At 49.2% G+C, this 21,616-nt stretch carries 16 protein-coding genes and 1 tRNA gene; 9 read left to right on the plus strand and 8 right to left on the minus strand.

Translation table 11 applies throughout. The features are described from left to right. Positions 1-16: 16 nt before the first annotated feature. Both JR338_01550 and JR338_01555 read left to right on the plus strand, forming a co-directional pair. Positions 17-1,873 (plus strand): bifunctional (p)ppGpp synthetase/guanosine-3',5'-bis(diphosphate) 3'-pyrophosphohydrolase, encoded by a 1,857-nt coding sequence (locus tag JR338_01550; GenBank protein QRN83466.1) that lies wholly within the window; start codon positions 17-19, stop codon positions 1,871-1,873. A 123-nt stretch (positions 1,874-1,996) separates the two neighbouring features. Further along, positions 1,997-2,797 carry a CPBP family intramembrane metalloprotease gene (locus JR338_01555; GenBank protein QRN83467.1) on the plus strand — a complete coding sequence of 267 codons (801 nt, stop codon included), beginning with the start codon at positions 1,997-1,999 and terminating at the stop codon, positions 2,795-2,797. Between the two features lie 101 nt (positions 2,798-2,898). Here the strand turns inward: JR338_01555 and JR338_01560 are convergent, their stop codons facing one another. The 3 genes from JR338_01560 to JR338_01570 form a co-directional block, all read right to left on the minus strand. Then, positions 2,899-4,359: a hypothetical protein gene (locus JR338_01560; GenBank protein QRN83468.1), complete on the minus strand. Its 1,461-nt coding sequence runs from the start codon at positions 4,357-4,359 to the stop codon at positions 2,899-2,901. A 180-nt stretch (positions 4,360-4,539) separates the two neighbouring features. After that, the gene (locus JR338_01565; GenBank protein ID QRN83469.1) at positions 4,540-4,917 is read right to left on the minus strand and encodes a hypothetical protein; all 378 of its coding nucleotides are present in this window, start codon (positions 4,915-4,917) and stop codon (positions 4,540-4,542) included. Beyond that, positions 4,907-6,079, minus strand: a complete 1,173-nt coding sequence (locus JR338_01570) for a helix-hairpin-helix domain-containing protein (GenBank protein QRN83470.1) — start codon at positions 6,077-6,079, stop codon at positions 4,907-4,909. Before JR338_01570 ends, JR338_01565 begins: the two co-directional genes overlap by 11 nt. A 99-nt stretch (positions 6,080-6,178) precedes the next feature. Here JR338_01570 and JR338_01575 point away from each other — a divergent pair, with 99 nt between their 5' ends. From JR338_01575 to JR338_01600, 6 genes are all read left to right on the plus strand, one after another. Then, entirely contained in the window at positions 6,179-7,063 is an 885-nt protein-coding gene (locus JR338_01575) for a nucleoside hydrolase (protein ID QRN83471.1), read from the plus strand. A gap of 143 nt (positions 7,064-7,206) precedes the next feature. Further along, positions 7,207-8,850, plus strand: a complete 1,644-nt coding sequence (locus JR338_01580) for a hypothetical protein (GenBank protein QRN83472.1) — start codon at positions 7,207-7,209, stop codon at positions 8,848-8,850. Between the two features lie 78 nt (positions 8,851-8,928). Next, complete coding sequence (locus JR338_01585; protein QRN83473.1) at positions 8,929-9,606, plus strand: SOS response-associated peptidase; 678 nt, start codon at positions 8,929-8,931, stop codon at positions 9,604-9,606. Between the two features lie 30 nt (positions 9,607-9,636). After that, positions 9,637-11,847, plus strand: a complete 2,211-nt coding sequence (locus JR338_01590; protein ID QRN83474.1) for a hypothetical protein — start codon at positions 9,637-9,639, stop codon at positions 11,845-11,847. A gap of 53 nt (positions 11,848-11,900) precedes the next feature. Further along, positions 11,901-11,973, plus strand: a tRNA-Glu gene (locus tag JR338_01595). A gap of 409 nt (positions 11,974-12,382) precedes the next feature. Beyond that, a complete protein-coding gene (locus JR338_01600; protein QRN83475.1) occupies positions 12,383-13,039 on the plus strand; it encodes a YigZ family protein in 657 nt (218 codons plus the stop codon). 27 nt (positions 13,040-13,066) lie between these two features. On the opposite strand, the gene JR338_01605 is transcribed toward JR338_01600, so the two are convergent. Together JR338_01605 and JR338_01610 are read right to left on the minus strand one after the other, a co-directional pair. After that, on the minus strand, positions 13,067-14,803 hold the full coding sequence (locus JR338_01605) for an ABC transporter ATP-binding protein (GenBank protein QRN84329.1): 1,737 nt from the start codon (positions 14,801-14,803) through the stop codon (positions 13,067-13,069). A gap of 348 nt (positions 14,804-15,151) precedes the next feature. Then, positions 15,152-15,751 (minus strand): helix-turn-helix domain-containing protein, encoded by a 600-nt coding sequence (locus JR338_01610; protein ID QRN83476.1) that lies wholly within the window; start codon positions 15,749-15,751, stop codon positions 15,152-15,154. A gap of 142 nt (positions 15,752-15,893) precedes the next feature. Between JR338_01610 and JR338_01615 the strand changes: the two genes are divergently transcribed. After that, positions 15,894-16,601, plus strand: coding sequence for a metal-dependent transcriptional regulator (locus JR338_01615; GenBank protein ID QRN83477.1), 708 nt, complete (start codon positions 15,894-15,896; stop codon positions 16,599-16,601). A gap of 253 nt (positions 16,602-16,854) precedes the next feature. Here the strand turns inward: JR338_01615 and JR338_01620 are convergent, their stop codons facing one another. From JR338_01620 to JR338_01630, 3 genes are all read right to left on the minus strand, one after another. Then, positions 16,855-17,646, minus strand: a complete 792-nt coding sequence (locus JR338_01620; GenBank protein ID QRN83478.1) for a DUF692 family protein — start codon at positions 17,644-17,646, stop codon at positions 16,855-16,857. A 169-nt stretch (positions 17,647-17,815) separates the two neighbouring features. Further along, positions 17,816-19,639: an ABC transporter ATP-binding protein gene (locus tag JR338_01625; GenBank protein QRN83479.1), complete on the minus strand. Its 1,824-nt coding sequence runs from the start codon at positions 19,637-19,639 to the stop codon at positions 17,816-17,818. Further along, positions 19,626-21,383 (minus strand): ABC transporter ATP-binding protein, encoded by a 1,758-nt coding sequence (locus JR338_01630; GenBank protein ID QRN84330.1) that lies wholly within the window; start codon positions 21,381-21,383, stop codon positions 19,626-19,628. The genes JR338_01625 and JR338_01630 overlap by 14 nt, the downstream gene beginning before the upstream one ends. Between the last annotated feature and the right edge of the window lie 233 nt (positions 21,384-21,616).

Raw genomic sequence — 21,616 nt, forward strand, 5'->3', positions numbered from 1 at the left:
GTTAAGGATCGCTTTTATGGTGAATGTGGAGTTCGTGAAAGAGATTCGCCCCAAAATTGTTGATGATTTCAGCGATATGGGAGAATTTCGACCGCGCACACCGGCCATCGCCAAAGCATTTGACCTCGGGAAGAGATTGCATAAAGGCCAGGTCCGGCTGAGCGGGGAGCCATATTTTGAGACCCACTGTGTGTGGATTGCTTCATTTATGGACCGCCTGGTGCAGAATGAAGCCTGGACGATTGGCTCACTTTTACATGATGTCGTGGAAGACCAGGGGGAGACGCTGGAAGAGATTCAGCGCGAATTTCCTGGGGTGCTGGGTAAGCATGTGGCTTATCTGGTTGATGGCGTCACTAAGATGAGCAATCCCCGAGGCGGACGTTCAAGAGAATTGGAAACCCTCCGGAAGATCGCACGGTTCCGCGATCCGGGGGTTTTTCTTATTAAATTGGCCGACAAGAGCCATAACATCATGACACTGGAATATATGACCCCTGAGAAACAGCGCCAGAAGGCCACTGAGGCGATCCGGGCCTATGGCAAGCTGGCCGGTATTCTCAACTGCTATCGCTGGCGGCGCTGGTTGGAGGATATGGCTTTCCCTTATGCGGAGCCGGATATCTACCAGTTTGTCACCAGCCAGATTGACCAGGATCCCCGGTTGGAAATAGGGTTCATCAATGATATGCTTGAGCACCTTAGCGCCCTGATGGATGCTGAGGGGATCAATGGTACAGTGCGGATTATTGTCAATGGCTATTGGCAGGCCTGGCAGAAACTTCGTCGAATGGCCCGCGACCGTCGGACTTCACTGGATGATTTCTCAGCTGTGAATGATATTGTTAGTTTCCGAATGCTGGTCGAAGATTCAAGCGTTGAAGCCTGTTACCGGTTGCTTTCCAGAGTGAACCGGTTTTTTAATCGCAATTTGGATCAAAACCGATTTGATGACTATATTGCCAATCCCCAGCACGGCTATCGGGCGCTGCAGGTGACCGCCTGGCTGCCGGATATGGGTGCCATTGAAGTGGCAATTGCAACCGAGGAGATGGAAGGGGAAAACCTCTGGGGTGTGATCTATGCCCTGCAGCACGGCAAAGAGATCAACCAATATAAGCCGATCCAGATCTTCACGCCAACCGGTGGGACTCGCTTCCTTCCGGATGGCTCCACTGTTCTGGATGCTGTGGCGGCTATTCAGGATTTCCTGCTGGATAAGATCGGCCGGGTGGAGGTCAACGGAGAGCCACGTGAATTGAGTGACCCGATCAACCCCGGTGACGTTGTGGAGGTGATTACTGACGGCCAGCGGATGGTGCCTTCTGAGGAGTGGCTGGATTTTTGTAATTTGTCTACTGCACGTCAACTGCGTTCCGTGTTGATTACCGTCGCGCTGAAACAGACTGCTGAAGAAGGACGTGAACAACTGCGGCCTTTGCTGGTTGAACGCGGCATTGTGGATCTGGAGGATGTGCAGGTGCAGGAGCGGGTAAAGCTGGAAAACCTATTGAGCTCCGTTTCGGCTGCCAGCCTGGATGACCTCTATTCTGCCCTGGGCGGCGGCGCGATCCGTCTCTCAGAAGTCAATGATGCACTGGATGAAGCAGGGATCTCTCGTGAAGTGCTTGGCTGGACGACGATCAACATTGTTGGCCCGGGCAACACCAATAAACCTGGTGTGTTGGCTTATTTGGCGGGTCTGGTCTCAAACTTTGGGGGAAATATCCTGCGGACGGTGAACAACACTTTCTCGGATGGGTCGTTTACACTGCGCTGGGTGATCCAGGGACTGGATGACTCGCGTAAGGATGACCTGCTTGTGGCTTTTATCAATTGCGAGATTGAATTGGTCAAAGTGGAAATTGTTTAATCCTCTATCAACTCTAAAAATTTATATATAATAATGTAATAAGGGTGTGTTACAAACATCCCCATTTCTTTACTGTTTTTTACATTTGTTATCCGGCTAGCGGACCTCTAAGGAGAAAACCAGATGGTGAAAGGAAGCAGAAAACTACTTTCGTTCTTTCTAATGGCATTTGCCTGGATGTGGGGGCTCAATTTGCCGAGGGTGTTGGCAGAATTTGGTGCAATTGAGATTCCAGGGTGGCTTTCAACGACCCTGGGTTATCTGGCGGCTTTTGCACCATCCATTATGGCCTTTATCTTGGTTCGGCGTGAAAATGGCAGAGAAGGGGTTAAAGCCTTATGGAAAAGTGGGTGGAAGAGTAACGGTCCAAAGGTTTGGCTATTTGTTGCCATTTTCCTGATGCCCATTTTTGGCCTGCTGACCCTGGCGATCATGATGTTTTTCAAGATAGAGATGCCCTGGGAATACGGTTTATCGCCTGCGATGATCGTACCAATTGGGCTTTTGATTTGGCTGGTGGGGGCGGTACCAGAAGAATATGGCTGGCGAGGGTATGCCTTGCCAAAATTGTTGGAAAAATACAGCCCGCTGGTTGCCAGCCTGCTCCTGGGCGTGATTTGGGGAGTCTGGCACTTACCGCTTCATTTAATCAGTACGACCACGCAGTATGCCATTCCTATCTGGCAATATATCCTCCAAATTATCCTCTTGACATTTATGTTCACATTCCTGCATCTCAAATCGAAAGGCAGTGTCCTCATTGCCGGTTTGTTTCATGCATTTGGCAATATCACCGGTGCAGTCTTGCCCTACTGGGTGCTCAATTCGGGTCGCTGGATTAGCTTTTCACTAATGGCGGCGTTTGTTGTCTTCGTCGTTATCAAAGAGAAATTCTGGCTAAGGCGGTACTTTGAAACTGAATAAATCCAATAAAATCCACTCTCATAAGTAATCAAAATCAAAACCACCAGAGTATAAATAATGGCTCTGGTGGTTTCTTATTTCCGGTTATATAGATGCTGGGCTTAATTGAGTTGCTCCAATTGGTGGGTTGCGAAGGCGAAGTTGAATTGGGTGCCATTTTCTGCTTGAAGCAGTAATCCATCAGGGCCAGCCTCAATAATCGTAAGGCTGCCGGTAGGCGCATTGGTGGTCACAAGGATGGATTGGACAATGGCCTTTTCCTGTGAGATCTCCTGAAAATAGACCACACCCTGGCCGGGGTAATCCGCTGACGAACCGGCACCAATTTGAAGGTAACCCGCATCCGTTCGGGCTTGCCAGACCGTGGTCAGTTCTGAGCCATAAGGCAGCCCGGCCATCTCGCCACCTTGAATGATCCCTTCTATGAAATTGGGATCAGTAAAGCCTTGCGGATTGGATAGGTGGATTGTGTCCTTTGGCGCTGGGTTGGCCCCTGAAAGCGCTATTTTCTCAGCAAGGCCGTTCAGCAAGCCCAGCTTGGTGGTGATCAGCGTTTCGGCTTCTGAATTTATTGAGGGGGATTGGAGGCTATTCGTCAGGTCAACCAACCGTGAGGCCATCGAAGCTGGGAGATCGCTGATGGTTTCTGTGCCGGCGCTATAGAATTCCGAGTAAGCTTCTTCTCGTAAAATCCAGCGGATGTCCGTGGCCCAGTCCAGACTTTGAGCGGTGTCAGGGCTTTCGTTGAGTTCCTTATAGAGCTGTGAATAAGCTTCCGCTGGGGTGTTGTCCATGCCACTGCATTCCCATTGTTCACAGGCTTGCATTTGGGTGAAAACGCCGGTGATGTCCATGCGCGCGCCGTGGGTGTCATAGGCATATTGGCTGAGGGTAGCCCACTGCTGGGCATGTACGCCACTGGTCAGGTAAATGAGCGGGAGTGGTAGGGAAGGCTCAAACCCCCACGAGACATACCAGACATTTTCAAGGGTCCATTCCGGGAAGGTGGATGTGCCGCACTCCAGGTTTGGCAGAGCATCAAAGGGGCAGCCGGCAGCGTCACCATAATAAAGCATCGGCGCTTCAGCTACACTGCCATATCCTGTGAGCCAGGCGATAGAGTTGGTGGGCGAATTCCAACCTAATTCGATATCGCTGGCACCATACGCCTGGACCTGTTGGAGCATATTATTGTCAAACAGGGTTTGGTTGAGGGTATTGACCATTCTGGCCCAGACAGCACCATGCGCGGCCATTTTCTCGGCGGTGTCCAGCGAGTTGGGTTTGTTATTTGTCCCCACACCCAATACCAGATTAGATTCGTTATCTGAGCCGGTGCAGGCGTAATAGCCCCTTGCGAAATTCTCAGCAGCGATCCGGATTTCGGAAAGCCCAACAGGACCGAGGCTGAAAAGGTCAGCGCCATAACCATTGTCAGGCGTGTAAAGTGGATAGCCGAAATCCAGCACGACCACGCTGTCCTGGGCATTGGGTTCATTCTGGTCACGGGTGCCCAGTTCACAGCCCAGAGCATAAGTGAACTCCGGTTCAATCGTGATCATGTAATAGCTGGTTGAATAGAGCGGACCAAGCGAACTTGTAAAAAATGGCAGGTAGGTTTTATCAACCTCTTGCGCGGTGGCAGTGTGAGGGCTCGGGCCCGGAAGAGAATAAACCAAACCACTGATCAAGATTATTGCGAGAAATAGTATTGTGATTTTTCGAAGGGCCATAATAGTCCTTTAGTTTTCAGGTTGCATGAGTTCCGCCAGGAGGGTCCAGCCCCCATAGCGGTCAGTGGCGTCTTTGGGTGCCCGGTCGTAATACATCCGGTAGGCGTGGTGGTCTTCCGTTTCGACATCGAAATAAAACCTGCCGACCCCCCAGGAACCATGTTTAGAAGCAGAGGTGGCATGTTGTGGCTGCATATTGCGTGCCATCCGGCCGCGACGGCTGAAATCATGCCATTCAGCAAGACACCTGATCACCCTGAATTCCCGGTTCTGCCAGGTGAAACTGTTTGGGCAGGGCGGGCTTTTGGGATGAAGGGGCGGGGTGTCAAAATGGATGGAAATGGGTTCGGATATAAAGTGACTGATTTTTCGTTTTTCAGTGAACATTAAATAAAGTAGGTTGGTAAGCGGGTTGACGGCCATCCAACAGGATAAATCGGTCGGCACGTTTGGTAGAGACCCCAAGTTTTCGGAGGTCGCTGATATCCCGAATCTTACCATAGCGGCGGCTCAAGATGATCTTTTGGGCAATTTGAGGGCCGATCCCGGGTATTTTGATCAGTTGGTCATAGTCTGCAGAATTCAGTTCAATGGGCTGGTGCTGCAGGTGATGTTCCGCCCAAATCAGCTTGGGGTCCTTGAGGAGGTCTAGGTGACCGGTGGCGGAGAATTCAATATCTTCCAGATTGAATTGGTAATCTCGGAGGAGGTAGAAGGCCTGGTAGAGCCGATTTGAACGTCGCAGGTTCGCTGGAGGGAGATTCTCAAAGGGCGTATCCAGTACTGGGCTGAATTTTGAGAAGTAGGCCCGGGCGATCTTGAATTGGGTTCGCAGTTTATCCGTGGTTTGCAGCAGGTCCAGATCGGTCTCGCCGACGGCACCGACCACAAATTGAGTGCAGCTGGTCGGCCAGGTACCTTTCCAGGCCAGATGGGAGGGGTTGGCCCGGCGGATTTGTTCGATGACCCGCAGAGGTGTGATCAATTGTTCAAGGAAGACCTTGCGGGGTGCCAGCCGGTTGAGGCTGGTCTCATTGGGACCTTCCAGGTTGATCGAAACTCGATCCGCCAACTGCATTGCACGGAAGATCTGGTCCTTTTCCGCCCCTGGCATGATCTTCAGGTGAATATAGTAAGGGTAGTGATAGCGGTTACGCAGGACTTCAGCGGTTGCGATGATCCGATCCTGGGTTCGGACGCCGCCGTGGACGATTCCCGAGCTGAGGAAGACACCTTTGGCAATCCCGGCATCGGAAAGCTTGACAACCGCCTTGGCCATCTCATCCGGAGTGAGGGCCGCACGAGGCATATCCCTACCAGAGCGGAAAACGCAATAATTACAGTTGTTTTCGCAGACTGAAGTCTGCATGGTCTTCAGCAGGGGGATGGTTTGCCCATTGGGAAGGCAAGCCTGGGTGACCGGGAAACGCTCTTTGAGGTGCTCAATCTCCTGACCATATTTGATGGCGTTCTGACAGAATTGCACATCTTCCGCAGCCTCAAAGGGCATATTAATGGAAAAGGATTTAATCTTTTCAAGCGTATCCATAGCTCCATTATAGAACAAATGTTTTATCTCTACAAGATTGAAAAGGAAATTAATTCTTTACCCTGCATTTTGAATTATGATTAGGGACGAGGTAACACTATGACCAAGAAGATCTTGCTGGACACTGATATTGGTTCGGATATTGATGATGCCGTTGCATTGGCCTATCTTCTGATGCAGCCGGAAGCGGACATTTTGGGCGTGACGACCGTCTCAGGCCAAAGCCAGTTGCGGGCCGAGATGGTGGATGCTATCTGTCAAGCAGCAGGGCGGGAGGTGCCTATTTACCCTGGCGTGGCGGAGCCGTTACTTGTGCCAAATCGCCAACCTGTGGCGCAGCAAGCCCTTAAATTGGATGACTGGCCGCACAAATCTAAGTTTCCCACTCGGAAGGCGGTGGATTTCCTGGCGGAACAGATTCTGGCACATCCGGGAGAGGTGACGCTGCTGACGATTGGGCCGCTGACCAATATTGCCTTGTTGTTCGCACTTTTTCCTGAAACCATCGATGCCTTGGAGCAGTTGGTGATGATGTGCGGCGTGTTTACGGATATGCCCGATAACCCCTGGAAAGCCGAATGGAATGCCCTGCTGGACCCGCACGCCACCGAGATGGTCTATAACGCACCGGTGAAGAGCCATCGCTCGATTGGCCTGGATGTCACCCGCCAGGTGAGGATGTCCGCCCTGGAGGTCAAAACTCGGTTTACCCACCCTGTCTTTGCGCCCGTCGTTGATTTTGCGGAAGTGTGGTTTCGAGAACAGGAATACATGATCTTTCATGATCCTCTGGCAGCGGTCTCAATCTTCGATCCGGATGTCTGCCGGTTCACAAGGGGGCTGGTGACCGTTAATAGCGATGTAGCAGCCGGATTGTTGGGTGAGACCCTATTCGATCCGGGAGCCGCGGAAAAACCGCATGAGGTTGCCCTGCAAGTTGATCCAGAAAGTTTCTTTGATTCTTATTTTAGGGTTTTTGGATGAGTAACAGTCCAGTTACGGTCGATCACCTTTAGAGCGCACTACTTTATCAATTGATCTGGGCGAAGTAGGATATGCCCTAACATTTTTTCAAGAACTTGATAGAATAATATATTGAAAAAAATATCACGAAAATGATACCTACTATGAAACGAACATTAGCCTTTACCCTTGCAGTGATATTAAGCCTTGTTGCTGCATTCACAACCATATCAGCTCAGGCGGGATTTACAGGATTATCTTCCGAACCTGCCCAATTTGCCACACCGGCTGGTCCGGCCGTATCGGTTGCCACTGAAGCCTATGCCGAAGATGCGGTCCATGCCTATTATTTCTATGCTAACGACTGCCCCCATTGCCATACGGCTTTGGAGGAAGTGGTCTATCCCCTGGAAACGAAATGGGGCGACCAGTTGGAAGTGCGTTTGCTGGAAATAGGCACACCAGAATATTATGAAGCCCTGATAGCGGTAGAAGCCCATTTTGAGGTTCCTGCTGCCAGCCGCAGTATCCCAACCCTCGTGGTTGGTGATCAAATCCTGATCGGTGAGTCTGAGATTAACGATAATTTCCCTGGAATTGTCAGTGACGGTATTGCTGCGGGGGGCATCACTTTCCCGGATATTGAAGGTGTTGATCCATCCATTCTGATCAGCGTGGAGCCCGTGAATAACGGCACCGGTGATGAGACCTGTGATGAGAATGAAGGCTGCGAGGTTGTCACGCCGATTTACGTCGTCTATTTCTACCAGACCGGGTGCGATGTGTGCAGCCGGGTTGAAGCGGACCTGAATTACCTCAAATCCCAATATCCACAATTGATGGTCATCGAATTCAATATTTATGACAGCGCTGACCTGGCCGCCTGGATGACGGAACAAGTTGGTTTTTCTGGTGATTTCCAGACCCCTGCGTTATTTATAGGTGATTATGTGTTAGTGGGCGATGAGATATTGCCCGAATCCATTATCCCGATTTTGGATGAATATAAGGATGGCGGCACAGAGGCCTATTGGTTGGATTACAACGCCAGCCAGGGTCAGCAATCCGTTGTTGACCAGTTCAAGAATATGGGATGGTTGACTGTGGTTGCGGCGGGACTGATCGATGGGATCAATCCTTGTGCCTTTGCCACTTTGATTTTCTTTGTGTCTTACCTGACATTGAGCGGCCGAAAGGGGAAGGAAGTCTTGCTGGTCGGTGGTTCGTTCACGGTGGGTGTTTTTATTGCCTATTTCGCTGTCGGTTTGGGCCTATATCAGATTCTGGACCTGGTGGGCGGCACACTGGATATCATCTCCAAAGTGGTGTACGGCCTAACGGGTGTGTTCTGCCTGGTTTTGGCCGTCCTGAGTTTCATTGATTATCGCAAGGCTAAAGCGGGCGGCACCGAAGACATGATGTTGAAACTCCCGGAACCCTTACGCAAACGGATCAATGCCACCATTCGTAAGGGTCGAAGCGCTCAGAATTACATCATCGGCGCATTCGTTGCCGGTTTGCTGGTCTCACTGCTGGAATTGGCCTGCACTGGTCAGGTCTACCTGCCGACGATCATTTTTGTCAGCAGTATTCCGGAATTGCGGCTTCAGGCCATACTTTATCTGGTGATTTACAATCTGCTCTTCATCTTGCCGCTGGTCGTGATCTTTGTACTGGTTTATTTTGGAACCACTTCCAAGGACCTGACGAAATTCTTGCAGGAACGAGCCGCACTGGTCAAGTTCCTGATGGCTTTTGTCTTCATTGCCTTAGGCAGTTGGCTGCTGATTTCCTTGTTTGTGGGATAATTCGTCCTTCTGATAGTCTGTTGTGATAGAATCTGTGCATGAGATATTGCACAGATTTTCTATTTAAGGGATAAAGCAATGTGCGGTCGTTTTACATTAACGCTGGAACCAGGTGAATTGCAGGAACTTCTTGATTTAGGTCCCTTTGTGCATATCGTTCAGCCTCGTTTTAACATTGCCCCCACACAGCCCGTTCCGATTGTGAAAGATCCTGAAACCAGAGGCGTTGAACTTTATCAGTGGGGCTTGGTTCCTTTCTGGTCAAAGGAAATTAAGATTGGTGCGCGTTTGATCAATGCCCGATCCGAAACGGTGGCTGAGAAACCGGCTTTTAGGGCGGCATTTAAGTATCGACGTTGTCTTTTGCTGGCCGATGGCTTCTATGAATGGAAAAAGGAAGCCCAAGGCAATACAAAAACGCCATATTTATTCAAAATGAAAGATGATGGTCCGTTTACCTTTGCCGGACTCTATGAACACTGGCAGTCTCCTGTGGGCGGTGAATTGCATACCTGCTCGATCCTGACCTGTGAGCCGAATGAACTCGTTGGACAGGTTCATAACCGTATGCCGGTGATGCTGGATGCAGAGGCGCGCTGGCAGTGGTTGAACCCTGAATTGGACCGCAAGAAACTAATGGCATTATTAACGCCCTATCCTCCAGAAGCGATGAAGGGCTTTGAAGTCTCCAGGGCAGTTAATTCTCCCGGGAATGATACCCCTGATGTGGTTAAGCCTGTTATCGACAACGCCTGAATACTCAATTACCTATATATGGTGGAATAAATGACACGACAAATCCGATTCTTCCTATTCGTTTTATTAGCTGTAATCATTTCAACAACTCTGTTTTATCCAATCAATCAAGTAGTTGGCCAATCTCCAACACCGGTGAACTACATTCCTTTTTTTACAGCGGGTCCGGATCCTGATTATGCCTATGGTTTGGATGGCGGGACGGTTGAAAATGTGATTGTTGATCCGTATGATTCAAATATTATCTATGCTGGAACCTGGGGGAATGCAATTTATAAGAGTTTCGATGCCGGTGCGACCTGGAATCATATCACTGAGGGATTGCGGTCTCCCTACATTTATGAGATCTCTATTGATCCATTGAACCCGAATCACATCCTGGCAAGTGTGTATGAGCATGGGATTGATCAATCATTTGATGGCGGTAATACCTGGTCACCAGTAGTTGGTTTTGATGGGTACAGTGTGGTTTATTCAATAGATTTCGATAGCTCCGTTCCCCTTAGTGACCCTACACGTTCGGGTACGGTATATGCGGCTGTGAGGCAAGAAACGATCATTTTACCTACTGGGAACATTTATCCCGGCGGGGTCTGGAAATCCACCGATGGGGGCTATAACTGGAGAGAAGTCACCAACACTGATAATGGGTTTAATGAGGAAGATTATATTTATGATCTGGCCATTGATCCCAATAATCCGAACACTCTTTACACGGCAAATCATCGAACTGGGGTTTATAAAACGACCAATGGAGGTGAGACTTGGATCAAAGCCAGCACTGGACTGGTTCATCAGGATATACGCGGTATCCAAGTTAACCCAGTGAATGGAACGATCTACGCAGGTATTTGGGACGGGTATGGATTTGCATATTCTACAAATGGCGGATATTCTTGGGTGAATAATAGCCCGAGTCATGCAATGGGCCTCTACGTTTATGAAATTCAATACGATCCCTATGAGCCTGGCAATGTATATTTAACAACTTCCTCGGGTGTGTTCTTCTGTACGAATCCATCGGCTACCTCAACATGCAGCCTCATCGCAAATGAAAAGCGATTTGTTTTTGATCTTGCCTTAGATCTCAACGGTCCAGCTGCTGAAAATGGTCGAACGCAAAATCTTTATACGGGCTTGCAGCATTTTGGATTGAATAAGAGCGATAATGGTGGCGAACTTTTCCTGCCCAGCTATAAAGGTATCCGAGTAAATATTATAAAAGCTGTGATGGTAGATCCCTCAAATCCTGATATTCAATTTGTCTCAGCAGGCAACCGCGGAATTTTCAGGTCAACCAATGGCGGAGTATCCTGGATATCACTCCATAATAATCTTGATCTTGAATGGATTATGGACATAACTATAAAGCCTGATACTTTTGACATTGTATATGTTGGTGACAGATATGGCGGTCTCCATTACACTACAGATCTTGGCATTAACTGGTACTCTGGCAATACTGGGATCAGAAGCGCCGATTCAGAAGTTGTTGTCTCAGAGGCGCAAAGGTCAGATGGTGGAATCGATCAAGGTGATTATGAGTGGATGGATCCTGTTGATTTTCAGGACTTAATGGATGCAATGGGTGATATTTCTACGGATCGTGATACGATGATTTATGTCTCTACGATTGGTTTTGACCCTAGCGATAGTAATAAGATGTTTGCCGGAAAGGTTCCGGGAGGTGTGTCTTACAGCAATGATAGCGGGGTAGTCTGGATAAAATCCAACTTGATATACCCGGATGTTCTGGACTCGTTGGTGGATCCAAGCCGACCAGAGAAATACCTTGTGGGAATAATGAATAATGGAGTCAAGATATCCCGTGATCGAATCAACTGGGAGGATTTCAAAGAGGGGCTTCCTGAAGGTGCTGATGTTTACGCTCTGGCTTTGCAGGGTGATGGAATCTATCTGGCTGGAACCTATGACGGCATGTTTAGAAGGGATAGAAGTATTGGTGATGTATGGGTTGATCTTGGGCTGGATGCTGATATCCGAGACATCATTGTTGACCCGACCAATTCGGCTATGATCTGGGCTGCGACCATCAATGGATTATTCTATGGCTTGCCAACCAGTCCTGAAGGGCCCTATGAGTGGACGAAGTTTGATGTGCCTGATTCAAACAATGACCGATTTTATGTTATTGAGGTCATTCCGGGCACCATACGTGATTTCTATGTCGGGTTGGATGGCGGCGATCTGATCAGATTAACTGAAGATTTGCTACCCTGATTTTTCTTGACCAGTACAACATTGAATGGTAGAATTGCATTCGCTTTAAAAATGCCCCCATCGTCTAGGGGACCAGGACGTAGCCCTTTCAAGGCTAAGACCAGGGTTCGAATCCCTGTGGGGGCATGCAAACAACTCTTCATCATGAAGAGTTGTTTTTTTATCCTTTACACCCTTTCAACACCCGTGGAGGGTGCAGGTGCTGAGACCAGGGCCGAAGGTCCTTGTGGGGGAAAGCCCTCGCAGGGGGTAATTTTATCCCTTTCAACACCCGTGGAAAGTACAGGTTCTAAGGCCAGGTCCGAAGGTCTCTGGGGGGGGGGGGAGCTTATTTAATCCCTATTGACACCCGTGGAGGGTGCAGCTGGTCTACCTTCTGGTGGGGGGCAGTTAAATTTATTCTTGATATATTAGCATTTTAATAAACCTAATAATCAAATAAAGAAGTCCTATTCAATTTGGGTGTTTGCATCCTGTCCTATTGGGGTAAAATGAGTGCGTTTAATGCGTTGAGTTTGTCATCATAGGATGGTTTATGCCCGATTTTCGCATTGTTCCTGCGAGAAGAATCCAAACTGAATTTATTGAGATGAATTCCCGGTTCATCGCGAATGCTGCACCTGCGTTTACAGTGGATCAGGCTCAGGAGTTCATCCACCACGTCAGTGAGAAATTTCCAGACGCCACCCACCACGTACCGGTATTCCTGATCGGTCATGGGGCATCTGTGATTGAACATTGCTCAGATGATGGTGAGCCTTCCGGGACGGCTGGGAAGCCGGCTTTGGCTGTTCTGCGGGGAAGTGGCTTGGGGGATATTGCCGTGGTGATCACCCGCTATTTCGGAGGCACCAAACTTGGCACAGGCGGCCTGGTGCGTGCTTATAGTGATAGCATGCGTAAGGTGTTGGAGGAATTACCTCGGGCAAAGAAACTTGCCACAACCACGTTGCTTTTTGTGGTTCCCTATTCCCTTTTTGAACGTGTCCAAATTGTGATTGCCAACTTTGATGGATTTTGCATTGAGAAGAATTTTGCGGCGGATGTGACCATATCCGTTCGGCTGCCAAATGAACATGTTGACCGGTTTAAGGACAGGATGACAGCCCTGACTCAGGGGAATATTGAATTTATTACGATCGAAACCCGCGATAATACAATTATCCCATTCAAGACCAAAAAGGTTTGTTAATTTTCACTTATTGATCACAAATTAGGATTATAGATTTTCCTGAACGGTATACAGGCGGTGATAGAGACCGTTCCTTGCAATCAGGTCATCGTGTGATCCCTGCTCGATGATTTGCGTTCCCTCCAAAACTACAATTTTATCTGCATTGCGCACAGTTGAAAGCCGATGAGCGATGATGATGGTTGTCCGACCTGCCATCAAGCGTTCGAGGGCCTGTTGGATCAGGAGTTCAGTCTCGGTATCCACAGAGGAAGTTGCTTCATCCAGGATCAGAATGGGGGAATCTTTTAGGATGGCCCGGGCGATGGAAATGCGTTGGCGCTGACCGCCGGAAAGCTTCACGCCGCGTTCACCAATGAGGGTGTCATAACCATTGGGTAAGTCCATGATGAAATCGTGGGCGTTTGCCACCTGCGCTGCATGGATGACATCATCATCCTTGGCAGTGGGGTTGCCAAAAAGGATGTTCTCACGAACGGTGCCGTGGAACAGGAAAACATCCTGCAGGACGATGCTGATCTTGTTGCGGAGTTGATTGATATCCAGGCTTTGAATATCTACGCCATCCAGTTTGATCGCACCGGAGTTTATATCATAGAACCTTGGGATCAGGCTTACGAGGGTGGATTTGCCTACGCCGGTCGGACCGACCAAAGCCACGACATTGGAGGCTGGGATTTCCAGGTTGATATTTTCAAGAACAGGTTCGCCTTCGATGTAGCTGAAACTGACATTCTCAAGTTGAATAGTCCCTTTGACCGGTTCGGACAGAGCAATGGATTGGCGGGAGCTTTTGACTTCCGGTTGTTCATCAAGTAGATCTGAAATCCGATCGAAGCCTGCCAGCGATTCCTGAACCTGTTCCCAGGACGTGCCCAGGGCACGGATGGGTTGGTAGAACATCTCCAGATAGAGGAAGAAAGCAACCAGGTCCGGCACGGATAGGGTGCCCATTAAGGCCATCCGGCCGCCAAAGAAGATCGCGACCAATTGGCCAATGGAGGTGGAGAAATCTATGAAGGGTTGGAAGACAGCCATCAGCTTGAGGGCTGTCAGCAGGGACACCCGGTAATTCTGAATGCCCTGGTCAACCCGTTCCAATTGTTCACTTTCCCGGTTGAATGCTTTGATCTCACGGATTCCGGCAAAGCTGTCGTTAAGGACAGCGTTCAGTTCGCCAATCTTGGCCTGCCGCCTGCGGAAGGCAGGCCGAACAACTTTGGCAAAGCCTACCAAAGCCAGGATGACCAGGGGAATGGGTGCCATGCTATAGAGGGTCAGCTGCCAGTTGAGACTTGCCAGGATGGTGGTGATCCCGATGAAGGTGATGATGTTGACTAATACATCTGGAATGGCATGAGAGATCATCCGCTCAAAGAGGTCGGTGTCATTGACCACTCGCGACATCAATTGGCCGGTTTGTTTGTCTTCGTAGAAGCGGAGAGAAAGTTTCTGCAGGTGTTCATACACAAATCTGCGGGCATCAGAGACACAGCCCCAGCCGGCGATATGAGCCATGTATGAGCGTAGAAATTGCATGAACCCGCGGCCGACATAAGCGATCAGAGCGATCAGCGCAAGCCGGGTGACGGTTTGCATGGTTTCAGTGCTGAGGGATTGGTCTGTAACGAGGCTGACCAGGTTGCGGACTAGCCAGGGAATGAGCAGTTGTGCACCGACGAGGGCCAGGCTTGCGATGACCGTGATGATCAAAGCCCAGGTATATTTTTTAGCGAAGCGTAGCAGAAGTTTCATGTCGGAAATTATACGATGTAGGCCAGTAAAAATCAAAATGGCAGGTTATATTTGATCTATGGCTGCTTTGCCTTTGGGGGAGTCTGATTGATGAATGAAAAAACCGCCCAATTTTTTGAGCGGTTTTCCTTGAGAGAGAAAAATATTGGAGGTTGTAAGAAGAGTTGTATGTTACCGGTTACAATCCATAAAAAGTATTATGGATAAATTGTATCTAAATAATACAATATAATCGTAGGTTTGTCAACACTAAAATAAAAAAGCCTGATGAGTATTCGTCAGGCTTCTTGTGCGCTTAGATATAAGACGCGTGAAGCGCCTCAAAAATGTGTGTGAATTTTTTAGGGCAATCTTGATCTACTCTACGACTTGATAGGAGAGGAGATCACCCTGCAGGTCCAGATGTTGGACGGTGGCAGATGCGACCACGAGCAGCTTGACAGCTTTATTGTCATTGGCACTGGAAAGGATCGTGCCTTTGAAACTGGTCAGATGAGCGCTGTCACCTTCATGCAGAAGGAGCGGCTTTTTGTTAGGCAGGTCCACTTTGAGGGTGCCTTCTTTGACCAACAGGAAAGCCTCACCTTTCTGGATCTGGACGCTTTCATGGTAAGCCGCCGGCGGGATATAGACCAGAATGGATTTGAAGGAGAGATTCTCTTCCGGTGAGAGCAGATAGAGGAAGGGCAGGGCGGGGTTGCTGTATTCGCCTAATTGCTCCATCTGACTCTTCCGAACGACGAAGGCATCTTCTTCTTCAATGTCCTGGAAAATCTGGAAGAGCCGGACGTTATAGAAGTTTGCCAATTTTTGAAGGTTTTCGACGGAGATTGATGCTTTATCGCGTTCAATCAGAGAAATGAAAGAGATGGAAAGGTCTGCACCTTCAGCAACTTCATTGAGTTTGAAGCCTCGTTGATGTCTAAGTTCACGTAGTTTTTGACCGAGAGTAGCCATTTTTTATTCCTTTTCTAAATTAGTAAACTAATTCTACCTTATAAATCTATATTTTTGAATATCCTTCCAACATTTTCGATAAGCCTCAATTCTACCAGTAATTAAATTTAAACAGATTGACGAACTTCTTAAGAATGATAAAATGATGTCAGTTGTTCCCAGTTCAAGCGATCAAAAGATGACCAACGAACGTCCCAGCCCAACAATTGAAGATTATCTGGGTGTGATCTACACCCTGGACCGCAATGGTGACCGAGTGATCTCTGCTCGTTTGGCCCAGTCATTGGACGTTTCTGCACCTACGGTTGCGGCCACGCTCAAAAGGATGCAGCGAGATGGCTGGGTGATCCTAGATGACCATAAGGAAATCCAACTAACACCTTCTGGACGATCAGCGGCAATGAATGTGATTCGCCGTCACATGCTCACAGAGTGGATGCTTTCCAGGATGTTGAAATTGCCTCTGTCGGAGATCCATCGTGAAGCGCATCAAATTGAGCATACGCTATCTCCTGAAGTTGCAGAACGACTCCAGGCGGAACTGGAAGATCCCCGATTTTGTCCGCATGGCAACCCATTGCCTGGATTTGAAGATGAAGCTGAAAACTGGGTGCCGCTTTCCAGTTTGGACCCAGGTGAGACGGCGGTTGTCAGGCGGATTCAGGAAAGTCTCGAAGAAGACTATGACGTCTTGACTTTCCTTGAGTCAAAAGGAGTGGTTCCCGGTGCGCAATTTGAGGTGATGGAATTGCTGCCCTTTAATGAGACAGTGATGGTTTCAATTGAAGGAAATGATGTAATCCTTGGATTGCGATTGGCATCTGAGATTTACGTGAATAAATTGGAGTGATGAGGGAAACCGCTATCCTTATGAATTGCAGTAATTTATTATAATATTAAAAAGGGTGGAAAGTAAAGAAGGTTTTTTAGGTGAATTCAATATTTAAGATTTTTGACATTTTTAAGGATTAACAAACGATAGCTTTTGACCAACCTAAAATAATTGCAGATTTGCAATTATTTTGTCTGCAAAACTATGTGGATCAAAAAATCGCGGATTCAGCCATCAATTTGGCAAATTGAATGTAAAGGGTTCAGGATTTTTAGCTGTTCTGGTGCACCAAATCGTAAAGGCGGGGGACTTGTTCCTTGATGGTGTTCTTGTCTGTCCGCCAGACAAATACATCTCCCACGCCGCCGTATTCAAATGCAACGATGCGGGGCTTTTTCCACTGCCCTGACCGGATTTCATTCAGCGCCCATTCCAGAATTTCCCAGGCGCCATCTTCCATTCCGAAGTGATCGGTGAGGACGCCGCCAAAGGGGCGGATTCCGGTAATGTGCATTTCCGTCAGGCGGTCAACGGGCAATTGGCGGATATATTCCTTGACATCCATCCCGAGGGTATCCGCTGTGATGCGGGCGTGGGCCAAATCCAGCAGGAACTGGCAGTTGGTATCGGCGATCACCTCGGAGAAAGCCACAGGGTCCACGGCAGGGGCGATATAGGGGGTTGCCATGGTGAAAGGGTAGTGTTCCAGAACGACTCGATCCGGGCCGAAATGCGCCACCATACTGTTAATTTCCTCATGCCATATGTCGTTAACCCTTTGTAGTTCGGTGGGATCCTCAGGCGTGCAACTACGGGGGGTCACCAGGTGGGTGTTCACATGGGGAGTGTCCGTTTCGGCAATGAATTTATCAATTCGCTCAAAATCCGCTGTGAGGGTATTGCCCAGGCCAGCATCCAGGCTAAAGTGGATGGTGACCGGCCCGTAGGGTAGCGCTTCTTCGAGCATCCCTTCCCAATCAGGGCATTTGATAAGGTCCACCTGGATCTCTTTGGTTTTAATCAGATTGACCAATGGATTTGAGAAATTGACGGCTAATTTCATAGTGATTTGTCTCCTGTATCGTCCAAACTTCGGCTTTTTGGCCAAAGTACGCCTTATCAAATCTTTGGGATCACAAGCAGCACCAAGGTGAGCCCCAGTTTATATAAACAAACAGCCTCCCCATGATAGCAGATGATTGGGGAGGCTGCAAATTAAAATTTAAGGTGGATCAGCTTGCCTCAACGGGCTCCGACTCTTTGAAATAATCATATTGGGCTTCAAGCTCGTGGCGGAACTGCTTGGTGTAGAGATTGTAGTACTTGCCTTTGAGCTTGATCAATTCACTATGCGTGCCCATCTCCATGATCTGACCATCTTCGATCACGATGATCTTATCAGCCCTTTTAATGGTTGAGAGCCTATGGGCGATCACGAAGCTGGTTCGATCTTTCATCAATTGATCCATACCACGCTGGATCAGGGCTTCGGTCAGGGTATCCACTGAACTGGTGGCTTCATCCATGATGAAAAGTTCAGGTTTGGCGAGGATGGCGCGGGCGATACTGATGAGCTGTTTCTGCCCGACAGAGAGCAGGTTACCACCTTCACCCACATCCTGGTTGTAGCCGTGTTCAAATGACATGATGAAGTCATGCGCACCGGCCAATTTTGCCGCTTCAAGAATCTCCTCTTCCGTGGCGTTCAGCTTGCCATAGCGGATATTGTCTTGGATGGACCCGCTGAAGAGGTGAGGCGTCTGCAGCACCATACCAATCCGGGATTGGATATCCAGCAACTTCATTTCCTTGTAGTCGATGTCGTTCAGGTAAATCTTGCCCTTCTTGGGTTCATAGAACCGACAGAGCAGGTTGACGATGGTGGTCTTGCCGCCACCGGTTGGGCCGACCAGCGCGACCATTTCACCGTGCCGCACATGAAAATCCAGGCCCTTGATGACGGGATCATTTTCCTCATAGTGGAAGTGGACATCCTCAAAGCGGATGTCGCCCTGAATTGTCTCGGTATCAACGGTCCGGGGGATGTCTTTGACTTCCGGTTCGGTATCAATCAGGCTAAAAATACGTTCCGCGGAAGCAACGGCATTCTGCATCTGGGCATAAACCCGAGCCATATCCTGAATGGGCCACATGATGAAGGTGATATAGGAGACAAACGCCTGAATACCACCAATGGTCATGCTGCCGATCTGCACCTGCATACCGCTTTGCCAAAGGACGATCCCCAGGCCCATAGCACTGATGACCTGCACGGTGGGCAGGAACAGGGCTGAAAGCCAGGCGGCCTTGAAGCTGGCATTGTACATCCCCTTGGAGAGCTCGCCAAATTCTTCCAGGTTGGATTCCTCACGGCCAAGGGCTTTGATGACCCTGACACCGGTGATGGATTCATTGAAAGCGCCGGTGATCTTGGAGTTCATCTTGCGGGATTCGCGGTAGTGCTTCAGGATGACCTTTCGGAACCGGAAAGCAATCACGACCAGCAAGGGCAGCATCACAACCACGATGGTGGCGAGCTTGGCGTTGATGATGAACATGAATACGGCTGCCGTGGTGATATTGATGATGGCCCAGGTCATATCTAGAATGCCCCAGGTAAGCAGGTCAGCGAGCCTTTCAGTATCCGAACCGAGGCGGGACATGATCCAGCCTACTGGAGTCTGGCTGAAATAGGACAGGGAGAGTTCCTGCAGGTGATTGAACATGCTCTTGCGCAGGTCATAGCGGACGCGTTCAGCTAGGATCCCAACCAGGTAGATGAAACCAAAAGCGCAGGCAGCCTGAAAAATGACCATAACGGCATAAATCAGAATGGTGCGGACGACAGCCTGTCTATCACCGGCTATGATACCGTTGTCAATCAGGCTTTTACTTAGATATGTTGTGAAGGCGTCAATGACAGAGACGACTGCAATGCAGAGCAGGAAACCCAGAACCCACTTCCAGTGCGGTTTGAGAACCTGGACCAGGCGTTTGAAAACCTGGCCGGTCAGTTTGCCATATTCCTTTTCTTCGAGTTCGTTATAGGTTGACACTGGCAATATCCTTTTCTAATTCAACTTCTATCCGGGTTTGGATATCATAAATATCCCGGTAGATTCCAATTTCTTCCATAAGTTGGTCATGGGTGCCGTGTTGGACGATCTCACCTTTATCAAAGACCAGGATCAGGTCGGCATCCATCACGGACTGGATCCGATGGGCAATGATGAAGGTTGTGCGATCTTCCATCAGGTGCTCCAGGGCGGAGCGGATGTGAGCTTCGGTTTCCGTATCCACACTGGAGGTGGAGTCATCCAGGATCAGGATGCGGGGATTCTTGAGAAGCGCCCGGGCGATCGCCACGCGCTGCTTCTGCCCACCGGAAAGCGTTACACCACGCTCGCCAACAAGAGTTTCATAGCCGTTCGGAAATTCTTCAATGACATCATGGATGGCAGCAAATTTCGCCGCCTGAATGACCTCTTCATCCGAGACCTTACGATGAACGCCATAGGTGATGTTCTCCTTGATCGAGCGGGAGAAGAGGAAGGGTTCCTGTTCAACGATCCCGATCTGTGAGCGGAGAAACTTGCGCGGATAATCGGTCAGGTTCACGCCATCCAGGGTGATCACACCGCTGGTGGGGTCATAGAAGCGGGGCAGCAGGTTGACCAGGGAAGTCTTGCCTGAGCCGGTGGACCCCAGGAGGGCAATCACGTTCCCAGACTGACAGGTGAAACTGATGTCCTTGAGCACCGGGTTATCGGTTTCATATTCAAAACTGACATGATCAAAGACGATCTCACCCTTCACGTCAGCTTCGGGTTCATAACTTCCCTCCGTGAGTGATTCACGGGTTTGTTCCAAAATGTGCGCGACACGCTTATAGGACACAAGGCCTGTTGAGGTCTGCACGATCAGACGGCCTAAACCACGCATTGGCCAGATGATCCAGATGACCAGAGAGGCGAAGGCGATATAGGTGCCGACGGTGATCTCACCATTCACGGCCATGATCGCGCCCACGAAGAATGACGTCAGCATCTGTGCACCGCAGATCAGGTCCGATACCGGCCAGAAGAGGGAATGGATCGAGAGCAATTTCTTGCCCAGACGGAACTTCTCCCAATTCTCGCGGTCGAACTTGTAGCTCTCATAACCCTGCCGGGCGAAGGCTTTCACAACCCGGATGCCAGTCAGATTTTCCTGTAGCCGGCTGCTGAGGGTGGCTTCCTGCTCCTGATATTTCTCGTAAGCCTTGGAGACCTTGCTGAAGAAGAAGATCGATGTCCCAATGATGACCGGGATGGCGACCACAGAGATCAGCGCTAATTTCTGGTTGAGTTCCATCAGGGCAACGAAGTTCACCACGAACATCAACAGGATGCGCCCAATCCCAATCGCCTGTTCGCTATAGAAGCGATTGATGGCATCCACGTCAGAGGTAGATCGGGATATCAGGTCACCAGTTTTGGATTCAGCATGGTAAGCATAGGGCAGCCGTTGCAGATGGTCAAAGAGGTAATTCCTGAGCCTGCGGGTGATGCTTTCGGCGGTTTTTGAAGCCATCCAGCCTGAAAGGAAGGAGAATACCCCTTGCAACAAAGCCAATCCAAAGAAACTCAGGATAATGATCAGAAGTTCCCGGCCATAATTCCCGGCAACGACGACATTATCAATAAATTTCTGCAGCACCAGGTAGACGTTCGTGCGGGCGATGGTTGCGACTGCCAAAGTGGCCGTTGCACCTAAATAGAGCCAGCGATAGCCCTTCATCATCCGCCAAAGTCCCAACATGCGGTTTTTTGAGATGGTCTTGCTCAAATCAAGATTATAGTAATTATTTTTCGACACGATAATACATCTCCAATACAAATCAAGTCAAAAAAACCAGGTTAATGGTTAATCCAGGTCCCTTGGACCTAACAATATATAGGTATGCTCGATGACGACGCATCGTGCAGTCCGTTACAACACGCATGTGAGGTTTGCAAATGGATAAATTGTTCCCGAGTTTCCTAGTGTACCAA

This window comes from Chloroflexota bacterium (genome assembly GCA_016887485.1).
Classification (GTDB): domain Bacteria; phylum Chloroflexota; class Anaerolineae; order Anaerolineales; family Anaerolineaceae; genus Brevifilum.

Excerpts from the sequence above, each read along its gene's own strand:
- JR338_01610 (QRN83476.1), bottom strand. The coding sequence starts at position 15,751 with ATGGCTACTCTCGGTCAAAAACTACGTGAACTTAGACATCAACGAGGC.
- JR338_01580 (QRN83472.1), top strand. The coding sequence starts at position 7,207 with ATGAAACGAACATTAGCCTTTACCCTTGCAGTGATATTAAGCCTTGTT.
- JR338_01550 (QRN83466.1), top strand. The coding sequence starts at position 17 with ATGGTGAATGTGGAGTTCGTGAAAGAGATTCGCCCCAAAATTGTTGAT.
- JR338_01555 (QRN83467.1), top strand. The coding sequence starts at position 1,997 with ATGGTGAAAGGAAGCAGAAAACTACTTTCGTTCTTTCTAATGGCATTT.
- JR338_01630 (QRN84330.1), bottom strand. The coding sequence starts at position 21,383 with ATGTTGGGACTTTGGCGGATGATGAAGGGCTATCGCTGGCTCTATTTA.
- JR338_01575 (QRN83471.1), top strand. The coding sequence starts at position 6,179 with ATGACCAAGAAGATCTTGCTGGACACTGATATTGGTTCGGATATTGAT.
- JR338_01585 (QRN83473.1), top strand. The coding sequence starts at position 8,929 with ATGTGCGGTCGTTTTACATTAACGCTGGAACCAGGTGAATTGCAGGAA.
- JR338_01570 (QRN83470.1), bottom strand. The coding sequence starts at position 6,079 with ATGGATACGCTTGAAAAGATTAAATCCTTTTCCATTAATATGCCCTTT.
- JR338_01620 (QRN83478.1), bottom strand. The coding sequence starts at position 17,646 with ATGAAATTAGCCGTCAATTTCTCAAATCCATTGGTCAATCTGATTAAA.
- JR338_01560 (QRN83468.1), bottom strand. The coding sequence starts at position 4,359 with ATGATCACGATTGAACCGGAGTTCACTTATGCTCTGGGCTGTGAACTG.
- JR338_01590 (QRN83474.1), top strand. The coding sequence starts at position 9,637 with ATGACACGACAAATCCGATTCTTCCTATTCGTTTTATTAGCTGTAATC.
- JR338_01565 (QRN83469.1), bottom strand. The coding sequence starts at position 4,917 with ATGTTCACTGAAAAACGAAAAATCAGTCACTTTATATCCGAACCCATT.
- JR338_01615 (QRN83477.1), top strand. The coding sequence starts at position 15,894 with ATGATGTCAGTTGTTCCCAGTTCAAGCGATCAAAAGATGACCAACGAA.
- JR338_01600 (QRN83475.1), top strand. The coding sequence starts at position 12,383 with ATGCCCGATTTTCGCATTGTTCCTGCGAGAAGAATCCAAACTGAATTT.